This window comes from Faecalicatena contorta (assembly GCF_021531895.1).
Lineage (GTDB): Bacteria > Bacillota > Clostridia > Lachnospirales > Lachnospiraceae > JAFBIX01.
This window is the reverse complement of sequence record NZ_JAFBIX010000032.1, coordinates 1-22,103: the sequence shown is the minus strand read 5'-3', so window position 1 is coordinate 22,103 and position 22,103 is coordinate 1. Positions and strand designations below refer to the sequence as shown.

General features: G+C 40.7%; 18 protein-coding genes. 17 read left to right on the top strand and 1 reads right to left on the bottom strand.

Annotation, left to right across the window (positions count from 1 at the left end; translation table 11 throughout):
• The first annotated feature begins 3 nt into the window (after positions 1–3).
• The 8 genes from JQM81_RS11845 to hflX all read left to right on the top strand — a co-directional run bounded on the left by JQM81_RS11845 (position 4) and on the right by hflX (position 9,499).
• On the top strand, positions 4–672 hold the full coding sequence (locus tag JQM81_RS11845; RefSeq protein WP_235233903.1) for a uracil-DNA glycosylase: 669 nt from the start codon (positions 4–6) through the stop codon (positions 670–672).
• Positions 673–699: 27 nt separating this feature from the next.
• Positions 700–2,127 carry a dihydrolipoyl dehydrogenase gene (gene lpdA / locus JQM81_RS11840; protein ID WP_235233901.1) on the top strand — a complete coding sequence of 476 codons (1,428 nt, stop codon included), beginning with the start codon at positions 700–702 and terminating at the stop codon, positions 2,125–2,127.
• Between the two features lie 87 nt (positions 2,128–2,214).
• A complete protein-coding gene (locus JQM81_RS11835; protein WP_235233899.1) occupies positions 2,215–2,748 on the top strand; it encodes a hypothetical protein in 534 nt (177 codons plus the stop codon).
• A 245-nt stretch (positions 2,749–2,993) separates the two neighbouring features.
• Complete coding sequence (locus JQM81_RS11830) at positions 2,994–5,333, top strand: heavy metal translocating P-type ATPase (RefSeq protein ID WP_235233897.1); 2,340 nt, start codon at positions 2,994–2,996, stop codon at positions 5,331–5,333.
• Between the two features lie 121 nt (positions 5,334–5,454).
• Entirely contained in the window at positions 5,455–5,814 is a 360-nt protein-coding gene (locus JQM81_RS11825) for an ArsR/SmtB family transcription factor (protein ID WP_235233896.1), read from the top strand.
• Between the two features lie 30 nt (positions 5,815–5,844).
• On the top strand, positions 5,845–7,707 hold the full coding sequence (locus JQM81_RS11820) for a heavy metal translocating P-type ATPase (RefSeq protein ID WP_235233895.1): 1,863 nt from the start codon (positions 5,845–5,847) through the stop codon (positions 7,705–7,707).
• A gap of 8 nt (positions 7,708–7,715) precedes the next feature.
• Positions 7,716–8,240 (top strand): tetratricopeptide repeat protein, encoded by a 525-nt coding sequence (locus tag JQM81_RS11815; protein WP_235233894.1) that lies wholly within the window; start codon positions 7,716–7,718, stop codon positions 8,238–8,240.
• A gap of 11 nt (positions 8,241–8,251) precedes the next feature.
• A complete protein-coding gene (gene hflX, locus JQM81_RS11810; RefSeq protein WP_235233890.1) occupies positions 8,252–9,499 on the top strand; it encodes a GTPase HflX in 1,248 nt (415 codons plus the stop codon).
• Here the strand turns inward: hflX and JQM81_RS11805 are convergent.
• The gene (locus tag JQM81_RS11805; RefSeq protein ID WP_235233889.1) at positions 9,491–10,333 is read right to left on the bottom strand and encodes a helix-turn-helix domain-containing protein; all 843 of its coding nucleotides are present in this window, start codon (positions 10,331–10,333) and stop codon (positions 9,491–9,493) included. The genes hflX and JQM81_RS11805 overlap by 9 nt on opposite strands.
• A 149-nt stretch (positions 10,334–10,482) precedes the next feature.
• Between JQM81_RS11805 and dapF the strand changes: the two genes are divergently transcribed.
• The 9 genes from dapF to JQM81_RS11760 all read left to right on the top strand — a co-directional run bounded on the left by dapF (position 10,483) and on the right by JQM81_RS11760 (position 21,879).
• The gene (dapF, locus tag JQM81_RS11800; protein ID WP_235233888.1) at positions 10,483–11,340 is read left to right on the top strand and encodes a diaminopimelate epimerase; all 858 of its coding nucleotides are present in this window, start codon (positions 10,483–10,485) and stop codon (positions 11,338–11,340) included.
• A gap of 123 nt (positions 11,341–11,463) precedes the next feature.
• Entirely contained in the window at positions 11,464–14,817 is a 3,354-nt protein-coding gene (addB, locus tag JQM81_RS11795) for a helicase-exonuclease AddAB subunit AddB (RefSeq protein WP_235233887.1), read from the top strand.
• Between the two features lie 3 nt (positions 14,818–14,820).
• Complete coding sequence (addA, locus tag JQM81_RS11790) at positions 14,821–18,450, top strand: helicase-exonuclease AddAB subunit AddA (protein WP_235233886.1); 3,630 nt, start codon at positions 14,821–14,823, stop codon at positions 18,448–18,450.
• 238 nt (positions 18,451–18,688) lie between these two features.
• The gene (locus JQM81_RS11785; protein ID WP_235233885.1) at positions 18,689–19,012 is read left to right on the top strand and encodes a PadR family transcriptional regulator; all 324 of its coding nucleotides are present in this window, start codon (positions 18,689–18,691) and stop codon (positions 19,010–19,012) included.
• The gene (locus JQM81_RS11780; RefSeq protein ID WP_235233884.1) at positions 19,009–19,731 is read left to right on the top strand and encodes a DUF1700 domain-containing protein; all 723 of its coding nucleotides are present in this window, start codon (positions 19,009–19,011) and stop codon (positions 19,729–19,731) included. Before JQM81_RS11785 ends, JQM81_RS11780 begins: the two co-directional genes overlap by 4 nt.
• A 2-nt stretch (positions 19,732–19,733) precedes the next feature.
• The gene (locus JQM81_RS11775; protein WP_235233883.1) at positions 19,734–20,579 is read left to right on the top strand and encodes a DUF4097 family beta strand repeat-containing protein; all 846 of its coding nucleotides are present in this window, start codon (positions 19,734–19,736) and stop codon (positions 20,577–20,579) included.
• A 14-nt stretch (positions 20,580–20,593) separates the two neighbouring features.
• Entirely contained in the window at positions 20,594–20,788 is a 195-nt protein-coding gene (locus tag JQM81_RS11770; RefSeq protein WP_235233881.1) for a PspC domain-containing protein, read from the top strand.
• Between the two features lie 123 nt (positions 20,789–20,911).
• Entirely contained in the window at positions 20,912–21,103 is a 192-nt protein-coding gene (locus JQM81_RS11765) for a small, acid-soluble spore protein, alpha/beta type (protein WP_235233922.1), read from the top strand.
• Between the two features lie 101 nt (positions 21,104–21,204).
• Positions 21,205–21,879 (top strand): WecB/TagA/CpsF family glycosyltransferase, encoded by a 675-nt coding sequence (locus JQM81_RS11760; protein WP_235233880.1) that lies wholly within the window; start codon positions 21,205–21,207, stop codon positions 21,877–21,879.
• The last annotated feature ends 224 nt before the right edge of the window (positions 21,880–22,103 follow it).

Here is a 22,103-nt window from a genome sequence, read left to right as displayed (position 1 = left end):
GTTATGGCTGCGATTAATAATGATTGGCTGGAGGCTCTTCAGGGAGAGTTTAAAAAGCCCTATTATAGAAAATTATTTGAAACGGTAAATCAGGAGTATAAGACGAGAAAAATCTTTCCGCCGGCAGATGATATCTTTAATGCGTTTCATCTGACACCATTACATAAGGTAAAAGTTGTGATTCTGGGACAAGATCCATATCACAATGATGGGCAGGCGCATGGACTTTGCTTTTCTGTAAAGAAAGGTGTAGATATACCTCCATCTCTGGTTAATATCTATCAGGAATTGCATGATGATCTTGGTTGTACGATTCCAAATCATGGATGTTTGACGAAATGGGCCGAACAAGGTGTTTTGATGTTGAATACAGTCCTTACCGTGCGTGCACATCAGGCTAATTCCCATCGCGGGATTGGTTGGGAGGAATTTACAGATGCGGCAATTATGGCGTTAAATAATCAGGATCGACCGATCGTGTTTATTCTATGGGGAGCACCCGCTCAGAAAAAAGAGAAGATGCTTACGAATCCAAATCATTTAATCCTGAAAGCGCCTCATCCAAGTCCGTTATCTGCATACAGAGGTTTTTTTGGCAGCAAACCTTTTAGCCAGACGAACTCATTTCTTGAAGAACATGGAATCGAACCGATTGACTGGCAGATTGAATAGAAGGGTAGAGATACCAGGAGGGATACGATGGGAAAACAATATGATCTTGTAATTATTGGAGCAGGTCCGGGAGGATATATAGCGGCAAAGAAAGCGGCAAAACTAGGGATGTCGGTTGTTATCATAGATAAGGGAGAGATTGGCGGTACTTGTATTAACCGTGGATGTATTCCTACAAAGGCTTTGATTCATGCGGCGACACTGTATCGTGAGATGACAGAGTGTGAGAAATTCGGACTTACTGCAGAGAAAGTTGGATTTGATCTGCAGAAGATATATGAATATAAGGAATTATCATCAGCCAGAATGCGAGAAGAATTGCAGAAAGAATTTGATGCACTTGGTATTGAATCCGTAAAGGGAACTGCTGTTATTCAAAGTGATCGCAGAGTGCGGGTAACAACATCTGACCAGAGAACAGAATATTATATTGGAAAAAATATTTTGATTGCAACGGGAGCGAAAGCACGGATGATAGACATTCCAGGAATGGATCTGCCTGGAGTTATGACAAGTGAAGAATTATTGACATCAGAAGAAAGCAGCTATGGCAGATTGTTGATTCTTGGCGGTGGAGTTATAGGAATTGAATTGGCAACAGTATTCAATGCACTAGGTGGTAAGGTGACGATTGTTGAGGTGTCTGACCGCCTTCTTCCGAATATGGATCAGGAATTTTCAGATGCATTAGAAGAGATTCTTACAAATCGTGGAATACATATTTGTAAGAAAAGTATATTGGAAAAAATTACAAAGGATGACAAAGGACTGGAATGCCGTTATGTATGTCAGGGGGAAAATCAAAAGACTTGTGTGGATGCGGTGCTGGTTTCTGTGGGCAGAGTTGCCAATACAACAGGATTATTTGATTCAGATGTTCCGATAAAATTAGAAAATGGCAGAATCGTTGTAGATGATTTCTATATGACGAATCTCCCTGGAATTTATGCGATCGGAGATGTGATTGGTGGAATTCAACTGGCACATGTTGCCTCTGCACAAGCGACATACGTAGTAGAACGCATGAATAATGTGGAGCCTTCTGTGATTGTGGAGATGGTTCCAAGCTGTCTGTTCACGTCTATTTCCATTGTTCCGAGTTGTCTGTATACAGACCCTGAGATTGCTTCTGTAGGTATTACTGAAGAAGAGGCAAGAAAGAAGGGGATACCGCTTCGCTGTGGAAAATACGTCATGAATGTCAATGGACAGTCCATTATTTCAAAAGAAGAGCAGGGATTCATTAAGGTATTATTTGCAGCCGATAGTGATGTGCTCCTGGGAGCGCAGCTTATGTGTCAGCGTGCAACGGATATGATTGGAGAATTGGCAACGGCAATTGCGAATGGATTAACATCTGCACAGTTAATGTATGCAATGCGTGCGCATCCGACATTTAATGAGGCAATCTCCTGTGCGGTAGAAAATAGCAGAGAAAGTCAGTCAAGATGGTAGAAATTCCTACAATATCTTGATTTTATATTAGATAAAAGAGTATAATAAAAGAGGTAGTGAGAACAAAAACGAAATGGAGGGCTTCATATGGAATTAAAACAAACGAAGACAATTTTGGATGTTCGCAGAGGTTACCTGATGACAGTTCTTGGGGTGAGCGTTGTCGCAATTATTGTAGCGGGGGTTATATCTAATTCATTTGTGCACAGCATTCCGATATTTACAATCTGTATATTTGCAGTTTTTATTATCACGCTGTCTTTGATCTACGATGTTTATATTAATTCAACCTATCGTATTTTCCTGGTTGATGATGATGTGTACATCTATTATCCAACTTATAGTTCAAGAGCCGGTAATGAATTCATTTTCTATAAAGTGCTTGAAGTAGACAATGCTACGGTAAAAGGAAGTTCTATTGTATTTAACGGGACGGTTTCAGTCGTAACTGATGCTATCGAGAGAAAAGGAATGAAAGAAGTTGCTGATCCAAAAGCATTATTTGCGGAAGTGTTTTCAGAAGATACATACTCTATTCAAAAGAGATTCCGTATATCCAGAATCTTTGATGGAGAGAATGAATTGATGGCAAAGCTTGCAAAGAAGAAAAAAGTAAAATAATGGGGAAATAAAAACAGAAGCGGGAATATACCTGCTTCTGTTTTTTATTCTATAGGAAACTTCGTTTCCATAGAGTAAAAACCCTACGCTCGCAGAACTCTTTGTTCTAGCAATGAAATTCGCAAAGTTAATCTCGTTTCTGCATAAATATATTGACAAAAGTATCAGAATGTGATTATATTTAAATATGAACATATGAATAATTGTTCATATGAAAAGATTTAACCAGCCAGGAGGATATAGATATGGAGAATCGGGAGAGAAGAAAGGAAACGGTATGTGAATGCGGTTGCGGACATGAGCAGCATCACGAAGAAGAATGTAGTTGTGGGCACGAGCATCATCATGAGGAAGAATGTAGCTGTGAGCATCACCACCATCACGACCATCATCACGAAGAAGAATGTGGTTGTGGACATGAGCACCACCATCATGAGATAGAAGAGCAAAGGATACCGTCAATGCCGGAAGGGGTAGAAAAAAGAGTTTATATTTTAGAGAATCTTGGATGTGCCAATTGTGCAGCTAAGATGGAACGACAGATTCGTGAGCTTCCAGGTGTTGAGATGGCAACGATTACATTTTCAACAAAACAATTGATTGTGGCAGCAGATAATCAGGAAAAGTTGTTGCCAGAATTCAGGAGAATCTGTGCTTCGATAGAAGAAGCAGTAATCGTAACACCAAGAGAAGAACGAAGTGTGAATAAGAAGAAAGAGAATCCTTTGGAAGAGAATAAGAAGGATATTCTGGCTATTACCGTGGGTGCAGTTTTGTTCATTGCAGGTCAAATTGCAAGTCATATGCTTCCGGGTTCATGGATTGTAAGTATTGTATTTGTGGCTGCATATGTGATTCTTGGACTGGAAATTGTCTGGACAGCAGTTAGGAATCTGGCAAAAGGACACGTGTTTGATGAGAATTTCCTGATGAGTGTGGCAACACTGGCGGCATTTGCAATCGGAGATTTTGCGGAAGCTGTAGGAGTTATGTTGTTCTATCGTGTGGGAGAAGTGTTCGAAGAGATTGCAGTAAGCCGTAGTCGGTCTCAGATAATGGAGGCGGTAGATCTTAGGCCTGAAGTCGTGAATCTGGTCAAGGGAGACGAAGTGAGGAGTATTCCGGCACAGGATGCAAAAGTTGGAGATATTATTCTGATTCGTCCGGGGGATCGTATTCCTTTGGATGGAAAAGTTATTGAAGGACGTAGTCAGATCGATACTTCACCGGTTACTGGAGAACCGGTACCTGTCAGTGTATTTCCTGGGAAAGAGATATATTCTGGATGTGTCAATGATCTGGGCGTGTTGAAGCTGGAAGTTCAAAAGCCGTTAGGTGAATCTATGGTGACACGTATTCTGGATTCGGTAGAAAATGCTGCGGCAAGCAAGCCAAAGATTGATCGCTTTATTACAAGGTTCGCCCGAATCTATACGCCAGTTGTTGTTTTTGCAGCGATATTGACGGCTGTGATTCCTTCCTTGATTACTGGTAACTGGAATTACTGGATCTATACGGCAATTACATTCCTGGTCATCAGTTGCCCGTGTGCATTGGTACTGAGTGTGCCGCTGGCCTTTTTCTCGGGTATTGGGGCTGGATCCAGACAGGGAATCTTATTTAAAGGCGGAATTGCGATTGAAGCGCTGAAAGATATAAAAGCTGTAGTCATGGATAAGACGGGAACCATTACCAAGGGAAATTTTGTGGTTCAGCGAGTAGAGTCATTGGGAAGATTAACGGAAAAGCAGATATTGACGATGGCAGCCGATTGTGAGCTGAATTCTACACATCCAATTGGAACCAGTATAGTGGCAGCAGCGAAAGAAAAAGGACTGGGGCTTGTCAGACCATTGGAAGCAGAGGAGATATCAGGGAAGGGAATCCGTGCAGTATTCCCGGAAGGAACAGTGCTTTGCGGTAATCGCGGATTGTTGGAATTATATGGTATAGATACCAATGATTATGAAGCAGGAATATATGGAACGGAAGTGTTGCTCGCCGTAGACGGCAAATTAGCAGGCTATCTGGTTGTTGCCGATGTGATTAAAGAGGAAGCGACTGATGCTGTGAGTCGGATGAAGTCTCAGAATTTGGTGACAGCAATGTTGACAGGAGATGCGAAGGATAATGCGATAGCTGTGGCCAAGAAGACAGGAATTGATGAAGTGCATGCTCAGCTCCTGCCTCAAGAGAAGCTGGAACATTTACAGAAGATTCGTGAACAATATGGTTCTGTTATGTTTGTAGGTGACGGGATTAATGATGCTCCAGTTCTTGCGGGGGCAGATGTAGGAGCAGCTATGGGAAATGGCGCAGATGCAGCAATTGAAGCAGCAGATGTCGTTTTCATGACTTCATCAATGAATGCAATTCCTGAAGCAGTAAAAATTGCCAGACAAACTGGTAAAATTGCAATGCAGAATGTCGCTTTTGCTTTGATTATTAAGTTCCTGATTATGATATTAGGAATTATGGGATATGCGAACATGTGGATGGCTGTGTTTGCGGATACGGGAGTTGCCATGTTGTGCGTGATGAATTCGATTCGTGTGCTGTATACTCAAAAAGAACGAATCAAATAGATATACAATAGTTACAAAATTATTAATTTTAATTTCATTTTATGCCAAATGGTTGAATTTGAAGAGGCCATTTGGCATAATTAATTGATAAGGTTTCTGATTTTTTGAAAGGAAGGAATGTATGAAGAGAACGGAAGCTGAGTGTTGCGAAGTTACATGTGTTCATACGGATACAGTTTACATGGTGAAGAACAAGATGCCGGAAGAAGATCTGTTAAAAGAACTGGCAGATTTTTATAAGGTATTTGCTGATTCGACAAGAATTAAGATTTTGTGTGTGTTATTGGAGGCTGAGATGTGTGTCTGTGATCTTGCCGAGGTGTTAGGCATGACGCAGTCAGCTATATCCCATCAGCTTCGAATATTGAAACAGATGAAGTTAGTGAAGAACCGCAGAGAAGGAAAGACCGTATATTATTCGCTGGCAGATGATCATATCCAGACAATTATCAGTCAAGGAATGGAACATATTATGGAGTAGTTTTCATATAGTGATTAAAGGGAATATCATATGACGGAGAAGTTGAAAAAAAGATGTATCATTTATAGTGTAGGGGTGTTGGTGTATGTGAGTGCGATTGAAGCTACCATACATCTGACGTTAACTGACAGAGTAAAATTTATATGGTTTCTTATTGCGTATCTGATCATAGGGTTTGATGCTTTTAAGAAACTGGAACAAAATCTGCTGCAGAAAAAGTTCCTGTCAGAATATACGTTAATAATCTTGGCCACAATTGGAGCTTTGGGAATTGGAAGGTATGTAGAAGGTGTACTTGTAATTCTTTTGTTTGAATTGGGAATGATTTTTGAAGCTTTTTCAAGAGACAGAGCGAAAAAAAATATTGAAGAGTTGATTAATATCCGTCCAGAATATGCAACAAGAAAGGTTCATGGAAGAGAATTCAAGGTAGATCCGTCCGCATTGAAGCCGGGACATATTATTGTGATTAAGCCGGGAGAGCGTATTCCGGTAGATGCTGTGATAACATCAGGCACTACGAGTATTGATACGAAGGCAATTACGGGAGAAGCAATTCCTCAATCTGCATGGCCGGGGGATAAGATTTATAGTGGATGTATTAATCTGAATGGTGTGATTGAAGCAAAAGTTTTAGAATTATATGTGGATTCTACCGTATCCAGAATCATGGAGATGGTGGAGGATGCGCAGAATAAAAAGGCAGAGAGTGAGACTTTCATCACCAGATTCTCCAGAATTTACACACCGCTTATGTTGTTGGGAGCTTTTGCGGTCATGATATATCCGTCACTGACATTTTCTTATGGAAATTGGGATACTTGGATTTACCGCGGATTGATTTTCCTGGTGATTGCCTGTCCCTGTGGATTGGTATTGTCAGTACCAATTGCATTTCTTGGAGGAATCGTAACGGCTGCACGCCATGGAATTGTAATGAAGGGCGGTAATTTCCTGGAAGATCTGGCAAAGGCTGATACATTTATTTTTGATAAGACAGGGACCCTGACGGAAGGTGTCTTTCAGGTGAAGGAAGTCAAGGCAATTGGAATGCCGAACGAGGAACTCCTTAGGATCGCCGCACATGTTGAGTGCCACTCTAATCATCCGATTGCACAGTCACTGAGGGAAGCCTATGGGAAAGAGATAGCAGAGAATAAAGTATATAGAATGCGAGAGATACCAGGATATGGTGTCAATGCGACATTCGAAGGAGAGCGCGTCTATGTTGGAAATAACAGGCTGATGGAGAAGCAGCAGATACTTTGTGATGATGTCAGTCAGCCGGGAACTGTTATCTATGTAGCTGTCGGAAAGAAATATGCGGGATACATTGTTATTGCGGATACTATAAAAGAAGATGCCGTGGATACACTTAAATATTTGAAGGAAAAATGTAAGGCGGTATTGGTCATGTTGACTGGCGATACGAAGAGCGGAAGTATACAAGTGGCAAAAGAATTGGAGATGGATTATGCATATGCAGACTTGATGCCGGAAGATAAGCTGGAGCAGGTAGAAGATTTCCTGCGTATTCAGGATGGAACCGAGAGGCTGGTATGTGTAGGTGATGGAATCAATGACGCGCCAGTTCTTGCGAGAGCGGATGTGGGAATTGCCATGGGAGCGTTAGGTTCGGCGGCAGCGATTGAGGCAGCTGATATCGTATTGATGGAAGATGAACTTCCAAGAATTATAGATGCAATTAAGATATCCAGAGAGACATTAAGAGTAGTAAACCAGAATATTACTTTTGCATTGGTTGTTAAGGGATTGATTTTGATTCTTGCCATTATTGGCTATTTTGGTATGTGGGAAGCAATATTGGCAGAAGTTGGAGTAATGTTTGCTGCTATTTTAAATGCTGCGTGGGTAGCAAGATATAACGTATAGGAGGAAGTATGAAGCGTATAAGGGTAGTACTGTCCGTTTTACTTTTGGGAGTGTGTCTCAGCGGATGCGGGAAAAATCCTTCGGAAGAAGGAATAGAATATCTGGAAAATGGGCAGTATGAAGAGGCGATAGAACAATTTGAAGAGGCAATTGAAAAAGAGGTGAATGTGGGGGATGCCTACAGAGGAATCGGGATTGCCAAATGGGAACAAGAGGATTTTGAAGGAGCACGCGATGCTTTTGAAAGTGCACTGGAAAACAATGCGCAGAAGACAGGAACGATTTATAATTTTATTGGAATCTGTGAACTGAAATTAGAAGATCCGGATTCAGCAATTAATTATTTCCGTCTCGGTCTTGGTCAGGAAGATATCAGCGAGGAACTGAAGCAGGAGATGCAGTATAATGTAATTGTTGCATATGAACAGGCAGAGGACTGGGAAAGTGCAAAAGTGAAGCTGAAGGAATATCTGAATGATTATCCTGACGATCAGAATGCGCAGAAAGAACTGGAATTTCTGGAGACACGGTAAGGAAAGAGAAGATGATTGAATTAGATAAAGTAACCGAGCGGGTAATCTTAGTAGGAGTCAGTCTGTCGGATCAGGATGACACGCAGAAATCACTGGATGAATTAAAGGAGCTGGCAGCAACTGCAGGGGCAGAAACTGTTGGAACAGTAATTCAGAACAGAGAGCAGATGCATCCGGGAACGTATATCGGAAAAGGAAAGATTGAAGAGTTAAAAGACCTGTTGTGGGAGTTGGACGCAACAGGTATTATTTGTGATGATGAACTTTCGCCGGCACAGATGAAAAATCTTCAGGATGAGTTGGATACGAAAGTAATGGATCGTACGCTGGTGATTCTGGATATTTTTGCTTCCAGAGCATCTACCAGTGAAGGTAAGATTCAGGTAGAACTGGCACAATTAAAGTATCGTCAATCTAGATTGACTGGTTTCGGAACAGCGATGTCTCGTCTTGGAGGAGGAATTGGCACCAGAGGACCAGGAGAGAAGAAACTGGAGATGGATCGAAGACTGATAAAGAGTAGGATCGCCCAGTTGAACAGAGAATTGAAAGATGTAAAACGTCATAGGGAGGTTACACGAGAACAGAGGAACCGGAATCGAATTCCGGTCGCTGCTATTGTAGGATATACGAATGCAGGAAAGTCTACACTACTGAATTCATTGACAGGAGCAGGTATTCTGGCTGAGGATAAGCTGTTCGCTACTTTGGATCCAACGACCCGTGGATTGAAATTGCCAAGTGGGCAGGAGATTCTTTTGACAGATACCGTCGGTTTTATCCGAAAGCTTCCTCATCATCTGATTGAAGCATTTCGCAGTACACTGGAAGAGGCTAAATATGCAGATCTGATTCTGCATGTGGTTGATATGGCGAATCCGCAGATGGATGAACAGATGTTTATTGTATATGAGACGCTTAAGAATCTGGAGGTTACTGACAAACCAGTTATCACCATATTTAATAAGATGGATAAAGCTGGAAATCAACAGATCATTCGAGATTTTCATGCAGATTATACCGTAAAGATATCTGCAAAGATGAAAGATGGAATTTCAGAACTGCTTCAAACAATCGAGGCAGTTCTGCGTGAACAGAAAGTTGCAATTGAGAATCTGTATTCCTACCAGGAGGCAGGGAAGATTCAGTTGATCCGTAAATACGGTGAATTACAGCAAGAAGATTACCGGGATGATGGAATATTTGTAAGAGCCTTTGTACCGGTAGAAATCTATGATAAAGTTAGAACTTCAAAGTAAAGTCCCGGTCTCGCGTGGCGATTCATGGAAGAACTTCTTGTAAGCTCTGGAAAATGTAGAATAATCTTTAAAGCCACAATCAAAGCAAGCCTGTGTGCCTGACACACCGGTTAGTATTAATTCTTTTGCAAGCAGGAGCCGTTTTTGGGAAATATAGTGTCCAAGAGTGTAACCGGTTTCCTGCTTGAATAGTCTCATCATATAGTATTTACTGATGTAAAAATGATCTGAAAGGATATCGATGTTCAGATCATGGTTTAGATTTTCGTTAATATATTGCAGGATGTCCAGAATTTTGGTATTACAGTTATCTGTATCAATGAATTCCAGACGATTTTTTCTTGCAGCACGGTTCAGATGTATCATAAACTCCAGAAAGAGGACTTGGCGATAAAGATCGGAAGCGTATCCGTCATCGGAAAAAGATTTTTCTAATCGTGTGATTGACTGGAATAAAGAACTGTTTTTTAAGGAAGGAATTCTTAATACATTGGAATGCTCTTCTTCTGCTTTTTGAAAGCAATAACTTAAATCATAAGAATCTGTTTTGTATGCGTTCATAAAATTTGGTGAGATATAGACAATGATTCGTTCATAGATCTGGGAATTATCTACAACCAGACGATGTATGTCATTGTGTCGGACCAGAACAATGTCATAAGGAGACAATTCATAAGATTTTCCTTCAATCGTATAAATAACGTGTCCTTTGATAAAGATGGTAATCTTATCAAAATCATGATAATGGTATTTTACTTCACGAGTTTCTTGATCAGTCAGGTGGAATAGTCTGAATTCACTGTTCAGGTATCCTTTTTTTATATATTGTCCCATGAAAATCACCTCTTTCATTATCATATATGAAGAGAGCATTATTTGCAATATAATAAGCACTAATTACGTTGAAAAGGGAAAAAATGCCTGATATGATGTCCTTAGAACGACTTGGGGAAAACTCCCGTAAAAAAAGATGGAGGTATGTTATGAAAGTTGTATTGGAACGTTATCATGGGTTGGGAAATGATTATGTTGTATTTGATCCAAATAAAAATGAATTGGAATTGACACCGGAAAATGTAAAGATGATTTGTGACCGTAATGCGGGACTGGGCTCTGACGGTGTCCTGGAGGGACCAATCTTAAAAGAAGATGGCATGTATGTAAAGGTATGGAATCCAGACGGAAGTGAATCTGAGACCAGTGGTAATGGTGTTCGTATTTTTGCAAAATATCTGAAAGATGCAAGTTATGTGCAGAAGAAAAACTTCAAACTCTACACAGGCAATGGACCAGTGGAGGTGACTTTCCTGAATGAAGACGGCAGCCGTCTGCGTGTGTCAATGGGAAAATTATCTTTTTGGAGTGATGATATCCCAGTTACAGGGGAGCGTCGAGAAGTAATCAATGAAGATATGGTATTTGGAAGAACATTATATCCAGTCACTTGTGTCTCCATCGGAAATCCACATTGTGTCATTCCAATGCGTGAGATATCTAAGCCGTTGGTTTGCAAGATCGGAGATTACGCTGAGATTGCAAGATATTTTCCAAATCGTGTGAATACGCAGATTATGAAAGTTGTTGATAAAGAACATGTCTCTATTGAAATCTATGAAAGAGGCGCCGGTTATACACTGGCATCAGGAACAGGTGCCTGCGCGGCAGCGGGAGTTGCATATAAGCTGGGCATGACGAACAATAAAGTGATTGTTCATATGCCAGGCGGAGATCTTCAGGTTGAGATCGAAGATGACTGGAATGTCTATATGACTGGAGATGTATTCTATGTAGCAAAGATTACATTAAGTAATGAATTCGCGGAAAAATTAAGAAGTTTATAATATAGAATATATGAAGATAGTAGGGTCTGTCTGGCATCTGTCCGGCAGGCCTTTTCTATTGCCGTGCATCACTGATACAAGTGTGATATAATAAGCACAATAGCAATTCAGGGAGGGACAAGGATGTCTTTGCAATTTGTATTTGGGCCTTCTGGCTCTGGAAAATCACATGATTTATATCAGTACGTTATTGAAGAAGCCCGGAGATATCCGGAACGAAATTACATTGTTCTGGTGCCGGAGCAGTTTACTATGCAGACACAGAAGGATCTGGTGACGATGCATCCATGTCATGGAATTATGAATATTGATGTCCTGAGTTTTGGACGTCTTGCATATCGAGTGTTTGAGGAGACAGGTGGAGAGCCCCTTCCGGTATTGGATGATGAGGGAAAGAATCTAATTCTGCGAAAGATTGCGGGAGATTACGAGAATGAATTATGCGTTCTAAGAGGTAATATGAAAAAACTGGGATATATCAGTGAAGTAAAGTCTGTTATCTCAGAGTTTACACAATATGACATTGGCGAAGAAGAGCTGGAACGGGTAATGGAGACGGCAGGTGAGCAGTCGAGACTTTATTATAAGTTAAAAGATATCCAGATTCTATATCGTGGATTCTCAGAATATCTGGAGAAAAAATACATTACCAAAGAGGAACTTTTAGATGCTCTGAGTAAGGTAATCTGCAGATCAGATATATTAAAGAATAGTATGATCGTGTTAGATGGATTCACGGGATTTACACCGGTACAGAATCGTTTGATATTGGAACTGCTCAGGCATTGCCGTAAAGTGATAGTGACAGTTACGATGGATGACCGTGAAAATCCATATGTCTATCAGCACCCATATCAGTTGTTTGCACTGAGTAAACATACGGTTACTACGATGATTCAGTTAGCTCAAGAGGAGAAAATTCCGATTGAAGAACCAATCTGTAAGTATGAAAAGCCGGCTTATCGTTTCCGTGAAAATGATGCTCTTGCGTTTTTGGAACGGAACTTGTTCCGTTATGGGAAAGATACATTTAGAAAAGAACAGGATTCGATAGGAATTCATGTTGCAAGAAATCCGAAAGAAGAAGCACTTGCTCTGGCAGGAGATATCCGGGCGCTGGTCAGACGAAAGGGATATCGTTACCGAGATATTGGAGTCATCGTAAGCAATATGGATGTGTACGGGGATTATCTGGAGCGGGCGTTTGAACTGTATGAGATACCGGTATTTATGGATCATAAGAGAAGTATCCTTTTGAATTCTTTTGTGGAGTATATTCGAAGCCTTTTGAATATGGCGGAACAGAATTTCTCCTACGAAAGTGTTTTTCGGTTCTTGCGCACGAATCTGGCAGGATTTACCTGTGATGAGATTGATGAATTAGAGAACTATGTGATTGGCCTGGGAATCAAAGGGTATAAGAAGTGGCAGGAAAAATGGGTACGTCGTCTGAAAGGTATGACGGAAGAAGAACTGGAACGTATGAATCATTTTCGCGTCCTTTTGGTGGAGAAGACAGATGCATTAATGTTTGTGTTAAAGCAACGAAAGAAAACGGTAAAGGATATTACCTTGGCGGTGTATGAGTTCATGGTCCGTGAAGAACTGCAGCTGCGCCTAAAAAAGCAAGAAGAAGAATTTCAGGCGATGGGAGAGCTGGCTTTGGCAAAAGAATATGCACAGGTATATCGGATAGTAGTGGAGCTCTTTGATAAGTTTGTGGAATTGCTGGGGGATGAGCCAGTAAGTTTGAAGGAATACTGTGAATTGCTGGATGCCGGTCTGGAGGAAGCAAGAGTAGGGGTGATTCCTCCGAGTATAGATCAGGTTGTAGCCGGTGATGTGGAGCGTACCAGGTTAAAAGATATCAAAGCATTATTTTTCCTGGGGGCAAATGATACGCAGCTCCCGGGTGCATTGTTGCAGACAGGGTTATTATCTGAACGTGATCGAGAGAGTTTTCAACGAGAGAAGTTGGCATTATCGCCTGGAGGAAAAGAAAAAGCTTATATTCAGAAGTTTTATCTATATATGAACCTGACGAAACCCTCTGATAAATTGGAAGTCTATTATAGTAAAGTATCTTCCGATGGGAAAAGTATCCGCCCTTCTTATCTGATACAGGAATTGCGTAGAATATTTCCTCTTATGAAGCTTCAGGATGAAGAAGAAAAAGAGTTAAAACAGCGAGAGTTTACAGAAAAAATGGGGCTGGATTGTATCATCCGGGGAATGCAGGGAACAGGAAATGGCATGGATGATACCTGGAAAGAATTGTATTCTTGGTATAGGAGAAATCCAAAGTGGCACGAGAAGGTAGAAAGCTTATTGAATGCTGGATATTATCAGCGTCCGATGGATGGATTGACGGAAGAAGTTGCAAAAAGACTGTATGGGGAGAATTTTGAGACAAGTATTACAAGAATGGAGCGGTTCTCGGCCTGTGCATTTGCACATTTTCTTACATATGGTTTGAACTTACGGGAACGACAGCAGTATGAGTTTCAGGCAGTAGATCTCGGAAATATATGTCATAGTGCGTTGGAGAAGTATTCACAAAAAGTGGAGAGAGGACATAAGGACTGGGTATGTTTATCAGAAGATGAACAGAAGTATTATATAGAAGAAAGTGTGGAAGAAGCAATTACTGATTACGGGAATTCTGTTCTCTATAGTTCTTCCAGAGATGAATATATGATTGTCCGTATAAAACGAATGCTGGAACGAACGATATGGGCATTGACAAAGCAATTGGAGGCCGGAGATTTTCGGCCGTCCGCTTATGAGTTCCGATTTGCCAATGGAAAAATTGACCGGATAGATACCTGCGAGGATCAAGAGAAAGTCTATGTGAAAGTAGTGGACTATAAGACCGGAAGTCAGGCTTTTGATATCGTATCGTTGTATCATGGCCTTCAGCTACAATTGATGGTCTATATGGATGCCGCTGTAAAGATGGAAACCCAAAAGCATCCGGGAAAAGAAGTAATCCCATCGGGTGTGTTCTATTATCGGATTCAGGATCCATTGGTAGAAAAGCAGAAGAAAGAAGAAATCGAAGATGCACTTTTGAAAGAATTAAAACCAGATGGCATGATAAACCTAAGTGGCGATACGTTAGAGCATCTGGATCGTAAGAAAAATGGAGAATCGCTTGCTGTTCCGGTAAAATATAACAAGAATGGGAGCCTTGCGAAAAGTTCCAAAGCGGTATCTGAGGAAGAATTTCAGATTATGATGCATCATGCTGTCCAGAAGATAGAAAAGACAAAGAGACAGATACTGGAAGGCAACACGGATGTGTCGCCTTATCGCAGAGGTCAGGAGACGGGCTGTGATTACTGTAAATATAAGCATGTCTGTGGTTTTGATACGAAGATACAAGGATATGCATATCGTGAGATAGGGAAAATGACTCAGGAAGAAGCAATTGCTGCGATGAAAGCAGAGACAAAAGAGTGGGAAGGAGAGGAATAGATCATGGGCGTGACATGGACGGAAGAACAGCAAAAAGTGATTGATCTGAGAAATCGGAATATCCTTGTCTCAGCAGCGGCTGGCTCTGGTAAAACAGCGGTTTTGGTAGAACGCATTATTACGATGCTGACAGCAGATGTGAATCCGATAGATGTTGATCAACTGTTGATCGTAACATTTACGGAAGCGGCAGCAGCTGAGATGAAAGAAAGAATTAGAAATGCGATAGAAAAAAAACTGGATGAATTTCCAGAGAATGAACATCTAAAGCAACAGGCAACTTTGATTCACAATGCTCATATTACTACGATACACAGCTTTTGTCTGTCTGTGATCCGAGATCATTTTCATGTGATTAATCTGGATCCTGGATTTCGCATTGGAGAAGAAGGAGAGCTGAAATTACTTCGTCAGGATGTTGTAAAAGAGATTCTGGAAGAAAAATATCAGCAAGGAAATCAGAGATTTTTGGATTTTTCTTTGGCATATGGAGGAGGCAAAAGTGATAAGAAGATAGAAGAGCTGATCTTGAAGATTTATGAATTTTCCAGAAGTTATCCAGATGCCAAAGAGTGGATAGAAAAATGTGTAAAAGCTTATCAGATAGAAGATCTTCAGGAACTGGAAGAATGTGATTATATTTGTTTCGCAATGAAGAATACAAGAAGCTATCTGGAAGAAGCTATGAAATTATTGGAGCAGGGAATCGCAATTTGCCAGACTGCAGATGGACCAGCGGTATATGAGACGACTCTTTTGAATGACAGTCAGGTCATTGAGAAATTGCGCTCTGCTGACACATTTGAGAAAATGACACAGGTATTTTCGGAAGTAAAGTGGGTGCGATTGGCGGTCAACAAAGACAAGATGGTATCAGAAGATAAAATAGAACAAGTAAAATCTATCCGAGAAGAAGTAAAAAAGATTGTAAAAGACCTGGAAGGACAGTATTTCTATCAGGATGTAAGGGATGTCCTGGAGGATATTCAGCTTTGCCGCCCGGCGATGGAGGAACTTGCGGAATTGGTGCAGATATTCGCAGAGCGATTTGAGGAGAAAAAACGGGCGAAAAATATGATTGATTTCTCGGATATGGAGCAGTATGCTCTACAGATTCTGACGGAGAAGACAGAACATGGTTTGTTGCCATCAGCAGCTGCCAGAGAATATCAGCAACAATTTCTTGAGATTATGATTGATGAGTATCAAGACAGTAACTTTATTCAGGAGACGATACTGACCAGCATCTCTAAGGTGTCTCAGGGACATTACAATATATTTATGGTAGGTGATGTGAAGCAGAGCATCTATCGCTTTCGTTTGTCCAGACCAGAACTTTTTATGGAGAAATTTCATACTTATAGTATGGAAGATAGTCGGACTCAGCGTGTTGATCTTCATAAAAACTTTCGAAGCAGGCGCGAGGTGTTGGACAGTGTGAATTTTATATTCAGACAGATTATGGTACGTAATCTGGGAGGAATTACCTATGATGATCAGGCAGCTTTATATGCGGGAGCGGACTATAAAGAAGGTAAGAATCTGAAGACAGAAGTCCTGGTGATTGACAGTGATCTGGAATCATGGCAAGGAGCAGACGTCGAGTTAAAAGAGGTTACCAGGATAACAGAGAGAGAATTAGAGGCGCGGGCAATTGCGGGCAGAATTCGAGAACTGTTGGCCAGCCATCAGGTGATCGACAAAAAAACCGGTGAGTTTCGTCCGGTACGATATTCGGATATTGTAATTTTGACCCGCAGTGTGAAAGGGTTTGCAGATGTATTTACAGAAGTTTTGAATCGACAAGGAATCCCGACATATGCAGGTACGCGAGAAGGGTATTTTGCAACGCAGGAAATAGGTGTTCTGTTGGATTATCTGAGAGTTTTGGATAATCGAAGACAGGATATTCCTCTGGCAGCAGTGTTAAGATCTCCTTTCGGTGAACTGACTGAAATGGAATTGGCATCTATCAAGAGCGTATATAGAGATGGTTCCTTTCATCAGGCAGTTACATCTTATTGTGCTGAGGGAAAAGATTCTGTGATTCGAGGAAAACTTGAAAAATGTCTGAAGAAGATGGATGAATTCAGGTCTATTCTGCCGTATACACCTATGCATGAACTTTTGTGGAAGATTCTCGAAGAGACTGGTTATGGTGATTATGTATCATCAATGCCCGGAGGAGAACAAAGAAGGGCGAATCTGGAGATGCTGGTTGAGAAAGCAAGAGCTTTTGAAGCCACTAGCTATAAAGGATTGTTTCATTTTGTCCGTTATATTGAGCAGCTTCAAAAATATGATGTGGATTATGGAGAGGCAAGTATTGAGGATGAGCAGTCAGATACCGTCCGTGTAATGACCATCCACAAAAGCAAAGGACTGGAATTCCCTGTCGTGTTTGTAGCTGGCTTAGGAAAGAAATTTAATATGCAGGATGCACGAAGCAGCGTGTCACTCCATGCCAAGATGGGGGTGGGACTGGATGCTGTTGATCTTGCGGCAAGAACCAAAAGCCCGAGTATCATAAAAAAAGTAATACAGAAAGAAGAAGCCTTAGACAGTCTGGGAGAAGAATTAAGGGTCTTGTATGTGGCACTTACTCGAGCAAAGGAAAAATTGATTCTTACGGGAACTATCTCGAATCTGGAAAAGAAAATGGCAGGGTATAAGATAGTGACTGAGCAGAAAGAAGATACGTTGTCATTCGAAAGATTAAGTAAAGCAGTAACTTATTGGGATTGGATTCTTCCTGCTATGCAGCGTCTGGGATCAGATGTTCCAATGGAGATGCGAATCTTAACAATTGAGGATATTGTACGGAACGAGGTGGAAGAAGAAACGGCTGGAAGACTTACCAGAACCATATTGGAAAACTGGGATACTCAGAAAATCTATGAAGAGGATGTTCATAAGATATTGCGGGAACAGTTCAGTTATCAGTATCCATATATGGACAGCCGACAGCAAAAGCTGAAATTTACAGTGTCAGAATTAAAAAAGAGAAGCTATCTAAAGGAAAGTCTCGGAGAAGAGTTGGATGAATCAGGAGAACTTCTTTATGAGGAACCGGAAGTCGTGCCTCTTGTGCCTAGATTTTTGCAGGAAAAAGAGGAGTTAACGGGTGCTTCGCGTGGTACGGCATACCATCGGGTGATGGAGCTTCTGGATCTGTCGAAATCTTACGATACATTAACGTTACAATCTGCAATGGATGCTTATGTAGCAGACGGAAAGCTGGGACAAGATATGGCGGCATGTATCCGGACTGTGGACATAAAAGGATTTCTGGAATGCAGTGTGGGGCAGCGGATGAAAAAAGCCGCTGAGCTGGGGCATCTGTGGAAAGAACAGCCTTTTGTCCTCGGAGTAGATGCCCGAGAGATTTATCCGGAAGAGGAGGAGGGGGAGTTAATCCTTGTTCAGGGGATTATTGATGCGTATTTTGAAGAAGATGATGGTCTTGTTGTATTGGATTACAAGACAGATAAGATCTGCAGTCCAGACGAACTGGCTGAGAAATACCATGCGCAGCTCGATTATTATGCAAAAGCATTGGAGCAGATGACGCAAAAAAAAGTGAAAGAGAAGATCATCTATTCCTTTACGATGAAGAAGGAAATCGTTGTGTAGGAGGAAGTGTAGAGAGAGTACGGTGAGGAGTGGAGCTGGGCAGATGGTTTCAGATGTCTTTCGCTAAGAATCCATAAAAAAAGCAGGATAAAATTTCGCATGAGAATTTTATCCTGCTTTTTTAACACTTTCCACACAATATGTGTTGACAAACTATATTATACAGCATATAATATAGGCATAAAAATAATATTGTATTTATAAATAATATTATAAATTCCAGCAAAGGAGTGAGAATATGGTATTTAACACCGGAGCTGCTCTCCTGGATGCAATCGTTTTGGCGGTTGTTTCGAGAGAGAAGGAAGGAACTTATGGGTATAAGATTACTCAGGATGTAAGAAAGACGATCGAAGTATCGGAGTCAACTTTATATCCGGTGCTGAGAAGACTGCAGAAGGATGAATGTCTGGAAGTATATGACCGGCAGTTTGATGGCCGGAACAGGCGATACTATAAAGTGACAGAAAAAGGAATGGTGCAGTTGAATTTGTATCGGACAGAATGGAAAAATTATTCTGGAAAAATCAATGAATTGTTTGAGGGAGGTGTAACTGCATGAATCGCATAGAGTTTATGACAGAATTAGCTTCATTATTACAGGATGTACCTGTGGAGGAACGAAAAGAAGCGATGCAGTATTATAATGACTATTTTGATGATGCCGGAGAAGAGAATGAACAACAGGTTATTGAGGAACTGGGAGAACCGGCAACTGTCGCAGCCAATATCAAAGCCGATTTGAGAGGAGATTTCCAGGATGCCGGCGAGTATACTGAAAATGGATATACGGATGCAAGATATGAGCAGAAGAATATGCCGACAGAACGTGAGAGTCATAAAGAATCTCAAGAGGAGTATCGTGGCGGCTATCAAAGCTATGAAGAACAACGTCCGCCGAGAACCAGCAAAATATTAAAAATTATATTAATTATTGCAATCATTCTTATGGCGGGTCCAGTTATTATCCCCGTTGCGTTGGGAATAGCAGCATTGATTATTGGATGTGTAGTTGTGTTATTTGCAGTATTTGTAGCACTTGTTATTGCCTCTATTGCAGTTGTGATTGCAGGAGTATCTGTCTTCTGTGTGGGAATCATTAATCTTATTCCGGAATTAGCGATTGGCCTTGCTCTTATTGGAACAGGATTGATTCTGTCTGTTCTTGGAGTGATAGCAACAGTGGCAAGTGTCAGACTTTGTATTATTGTGTTCCCAGGAATCTGTAGAGGAATTGTATGGCTTTGCAGAAAACCATTTCATAGAAGGGTGGTGGCGTAACGATGAGACGTGGCTGGAAGATATTCTGGATCGTGTGCGGAGTGACTGCCGGGATAGGTCTGGCATGTTGCGTGGCGGCATGGGGGCTTGGAGTTACGACAGAGGCATTGCATAGTAGATTCCCGAATGGAATTGGGTTTGGAGTGATTCATTGGGATGATGAATCAGAAGATGCAGGAGAATATATTGCGGAAGACATTCATCAATCTTTCCATGAAGTAAGAAAAATAAATGCAGAGATATTTGCAGGTGAAGTAGAGGTCCTGACATCGGACAGTGAAGATATAATCGTAGAGACAGACGGAATCAGTGAAAAATTGGGCTTTCGATGTTATATGGAGAATAATGAACTAAAACTAAGTACAAAAAAGAATCTGACACATATCAATCATATTGGAATTGGCACAATTCGAATCTATCTCCCAAAAGAAGCAAAACTGGGTGAAGTCTCTCTGGATATTGGCGCGGGAACATTATATGTGGAAGATGTATGCGCAGAAAGTTTTTCGGTAGATGTTGGTGCCGGTGAGGCAGAGATTGATCATTTTTCAGCTGCGAAGGTTGATCTTAATTGTGATACTGGTTCTCTGACTGCCAGAGGAAGTGCGGATCTAGATATGGAGATTGAATGCGGTGTTGGTGAGATTCAGTACACTGCAGAGGGGGAAGAACATGAATTTAATTATGATATTGAATGTGGCATTGGAGAAATTATTTGCGGTGAAAACAGTTATTCTGGTCTGTCAGTAGAAAAACGGATTGATAACGGAGCAAATAAGGAGATGCAGATTGAATGTGGTGTTGGAAACGTTACTGTTGAATTTGAAGAAATGCATCATGAAGAATAAAGGAGGATATGAGTATGGAACCTAAAAAGTTATACCGTTCAAGAAAAAACAGAATGATCTGTGGAGTATGTGGAGGAATTGCAGAATATTTTAATATAGATCCCACATTAATCCGACTGGCATTGGTACTTTTTGCATGTACAGGAACAGGAATTCTGGCATATTTTATTGCGGCAATTATCATTCCGGATGAACCGGCCAATTATTAAGGGATGGAAAACGTCTTTCTGAGGAGAGACGTTTTCTTTTTGGTAAAAGTTTGGACTTCCTTCCAGTATATTCTAAAGAAAACAGGTCAATACTTATGAAAAATGAAAGGGGTATGCATGGATATGGAAGAAAAGAAGAAAAGTATTCGACTTGATGAGCTGACGCAAGATGAAAAATTAAAATATGAGATAGCAGAAGAATTGGGATTGTTGGATAAAGTCATGGAAGAAGGGTGGAAATCACTTTCTTCAAAAGAAACAGGGAAAATTGGCGGATTGATGACAAAAAAGAAAAAAGAGACAGGGAAAAAATGACAAAAATATTAACAAGTGTGAACATTTGGACATAAAGGTTGAAAAGAGAATATCCATTTGCTATAATCGAAAAACTGGAAGTAATTTATGCAGGTGAAAATATGGACAGTAAGATTAGAGTTTTAGATGTAGATATAGATCAATGTTCAGCAAAAGAAGCAATGAAAAAAGCAATGTCTTACCTGGAAACAGAGCCGGTCAGTGTAATTGAGACCGCAACAGTGGAAGGATTGATGCAGGTCGATGACATGCCGTCAGTCAAAGAAGCTGTCAGTAAGTTTGATCTGGTTTTGGCTGGAGATAAGACGATCCTTGAGGCGGCAGATATTACAGACCGTAAGTTTTTACAGGAAACAGAAGGTCAAGTTTTCTTAAAAATGTTTATGAGATATCTCCACAAGAATCATAAAAGAGTCTATCTTTTGGTGGAATCAGAAGAAGAAGGACAGGAGATGTATAATTATCTTCAACGCCATTATGGGGGTACACAGATTATAGGTATGGCAAAAGTATCTGCACAAAATCGTGCGGATGATATGCTGGTCAATGCAATCAATGGAGGAGAAGTGGATTGTATTCTTGCAACACTTTCCTCACCTCTTCAGGAAACATTTATTATAAAGAACAGATCCCTTTTGGATGCGCGCTTATGGGTAGGACTTGGAAAGAAAAACACACCTGTGAAACAAACCGGTTTTGGGCAAGGATGGCTGGGACAATTCTTTATCAGGCATCTATTTAAGAACGAGATGGAAAAAAGAAAACGAGAAAAATAACTTTTCGTCACTATGTACATGACAAAAAAATGGATAAATGAAAATAAACTTGAGGAAATCAACAAAAAAATGTGATTTCCTCTTTATTTTTTTGTCTATATCCTGACTTTTGCAAGAAAATAAGTATAAAATACCCGTCAAGCCCAATAAATACAGGGCCTGGCGGGTTTGCCATTTTGTCATATTTTCATGGCGTTTTTTCCTTTGGAATGAAAAAAGTGAAA

Excerpts from the sequence above, each read along its gene's own strand:
- JQM81_RS11845 (WP_235233903.1), top strand. The coding sequence starts at position 4 with ATGGCTGCGATTAATAATGATTGGCTGGAGGCTCTTCAGGGAGAGTTT.
- lpdA (WP_235233901.1), top strand. The coding sequence starts at position 700 with ATGGGAAAACAATATGATCTTGTAATTATTGGAGCAGGTCCGGGAGGA.
- JQM81_RS11835 (WP_235233899.1), top strand. The coding sequence starts at position 2,215 with ATGGAATTAAAACAAACGAAGACAATTTTGGATGTTCGCAGAGGTTAC.
- JQM81_RS11830 (WP_235233897.1), top strand. The coding sequence starts at position 2,994 with ATGGAGAATCGGGAGAGAAGAAAGGAAACGGTATGTGAATGCGGTTGC.
- JQM81_RS11825 (WP_235233896.1), top strand. The coding sequence starts at position 5,455 with ATGAAGAGAACGGAAGCTGAGTGTTGCGAAGTTACATGTGTTCATACG.
- JQM81_RS11820 (WP_235233895.1), top strand. The coding sequence starts at position 5,845 with ATGACGGAGAAGTTGAAAAAAAGATGTATCATTTATAGTGTAGGGGTG.
- JQM81_RS11815 (WP_235233894.1), top strand. The coding sequence starts at position 7,716 with ATGAAGCGTATAAGGGTAGTACTGTCCGTTTTACTTTTGGGAGTGTGT.
- hflX (WP_235233890.1), top strand. The coding sequence starts at position 8,252 with ATGATTGAATTAGATAAAGTAACCGAGCGGGTAATCTTAGTAGGAGTC.
- JQM81_RS11805 (WP_235233889.1), bottom strand. The coding sequence starts at position 10,333 with ATGGGACAATATATAAAAAAAGGATACCTGAACAGTGAATTCAGACTA.
- dapF (WP_235233888.1), top strand. The coding sequence starts at position 10,483 with ATGAAAGTTGTATTGGAACGTTATCATGGGTTGGGAAATGATTATGTT.
- addB (WP_235233887.1), top strand. The coding sequence starts at position 11,464 with ATGTCTTTGCAATTTGTATTTGGGCCTTCTGGCTCTGGAAAATCACAT.
- addA (WP_235233886.1), top strand. The coding sequence starts at position 14,821 with ATGGGCGTGACATGGACGGAAGAACAGCAAAAAGTGATTGATCTGAGA.
- JQM81_RS11785 (WP_235233885.1), top strand. The coding sequence starts at position 18,689 with ATGGTATTTAACACCGGAGCTGCTCTCCTGGATGCAATCGTTTTGGCG.
- JQM81_RS11780 (WP_235233884.1), top strand. The coding sequence starts at position 19,009 with ATGAATCGCATAGAGTTTATGACAGAATTAGCTTCATTATTACAGGAT.
- JQM81_RS11775 (WP_235233883.1), top strand. The coding sequence starts at position 19,734 with ATGAGACGTGGCTGGAAGATATTCTGGATCGTGTGCGGAGTGACTGCC.
- JQM81_RS11770 (WP_235233881.1), top strand. The coding sequence starts at position 20,594 with ATGGAACCTAAAAAGTTATACCGTTCAAGAAAAAACAGAATGATCTGT.
- JQM81_RS11765 (WP_235233922.1), top strand. The coding sequence starts at position 20,912 with ATGGAAGAAAAGAAGAAAAGTATTCGACTTGATGAGCTGACGCAAGAT.
- JQM81_RS11760 (WP_235233880.1), top strand. The coding sequence starts at position 21,205 with ATGGACAGTAAGATTAGAGTTTTAGATGTAGATATAGATCAATGTTCA.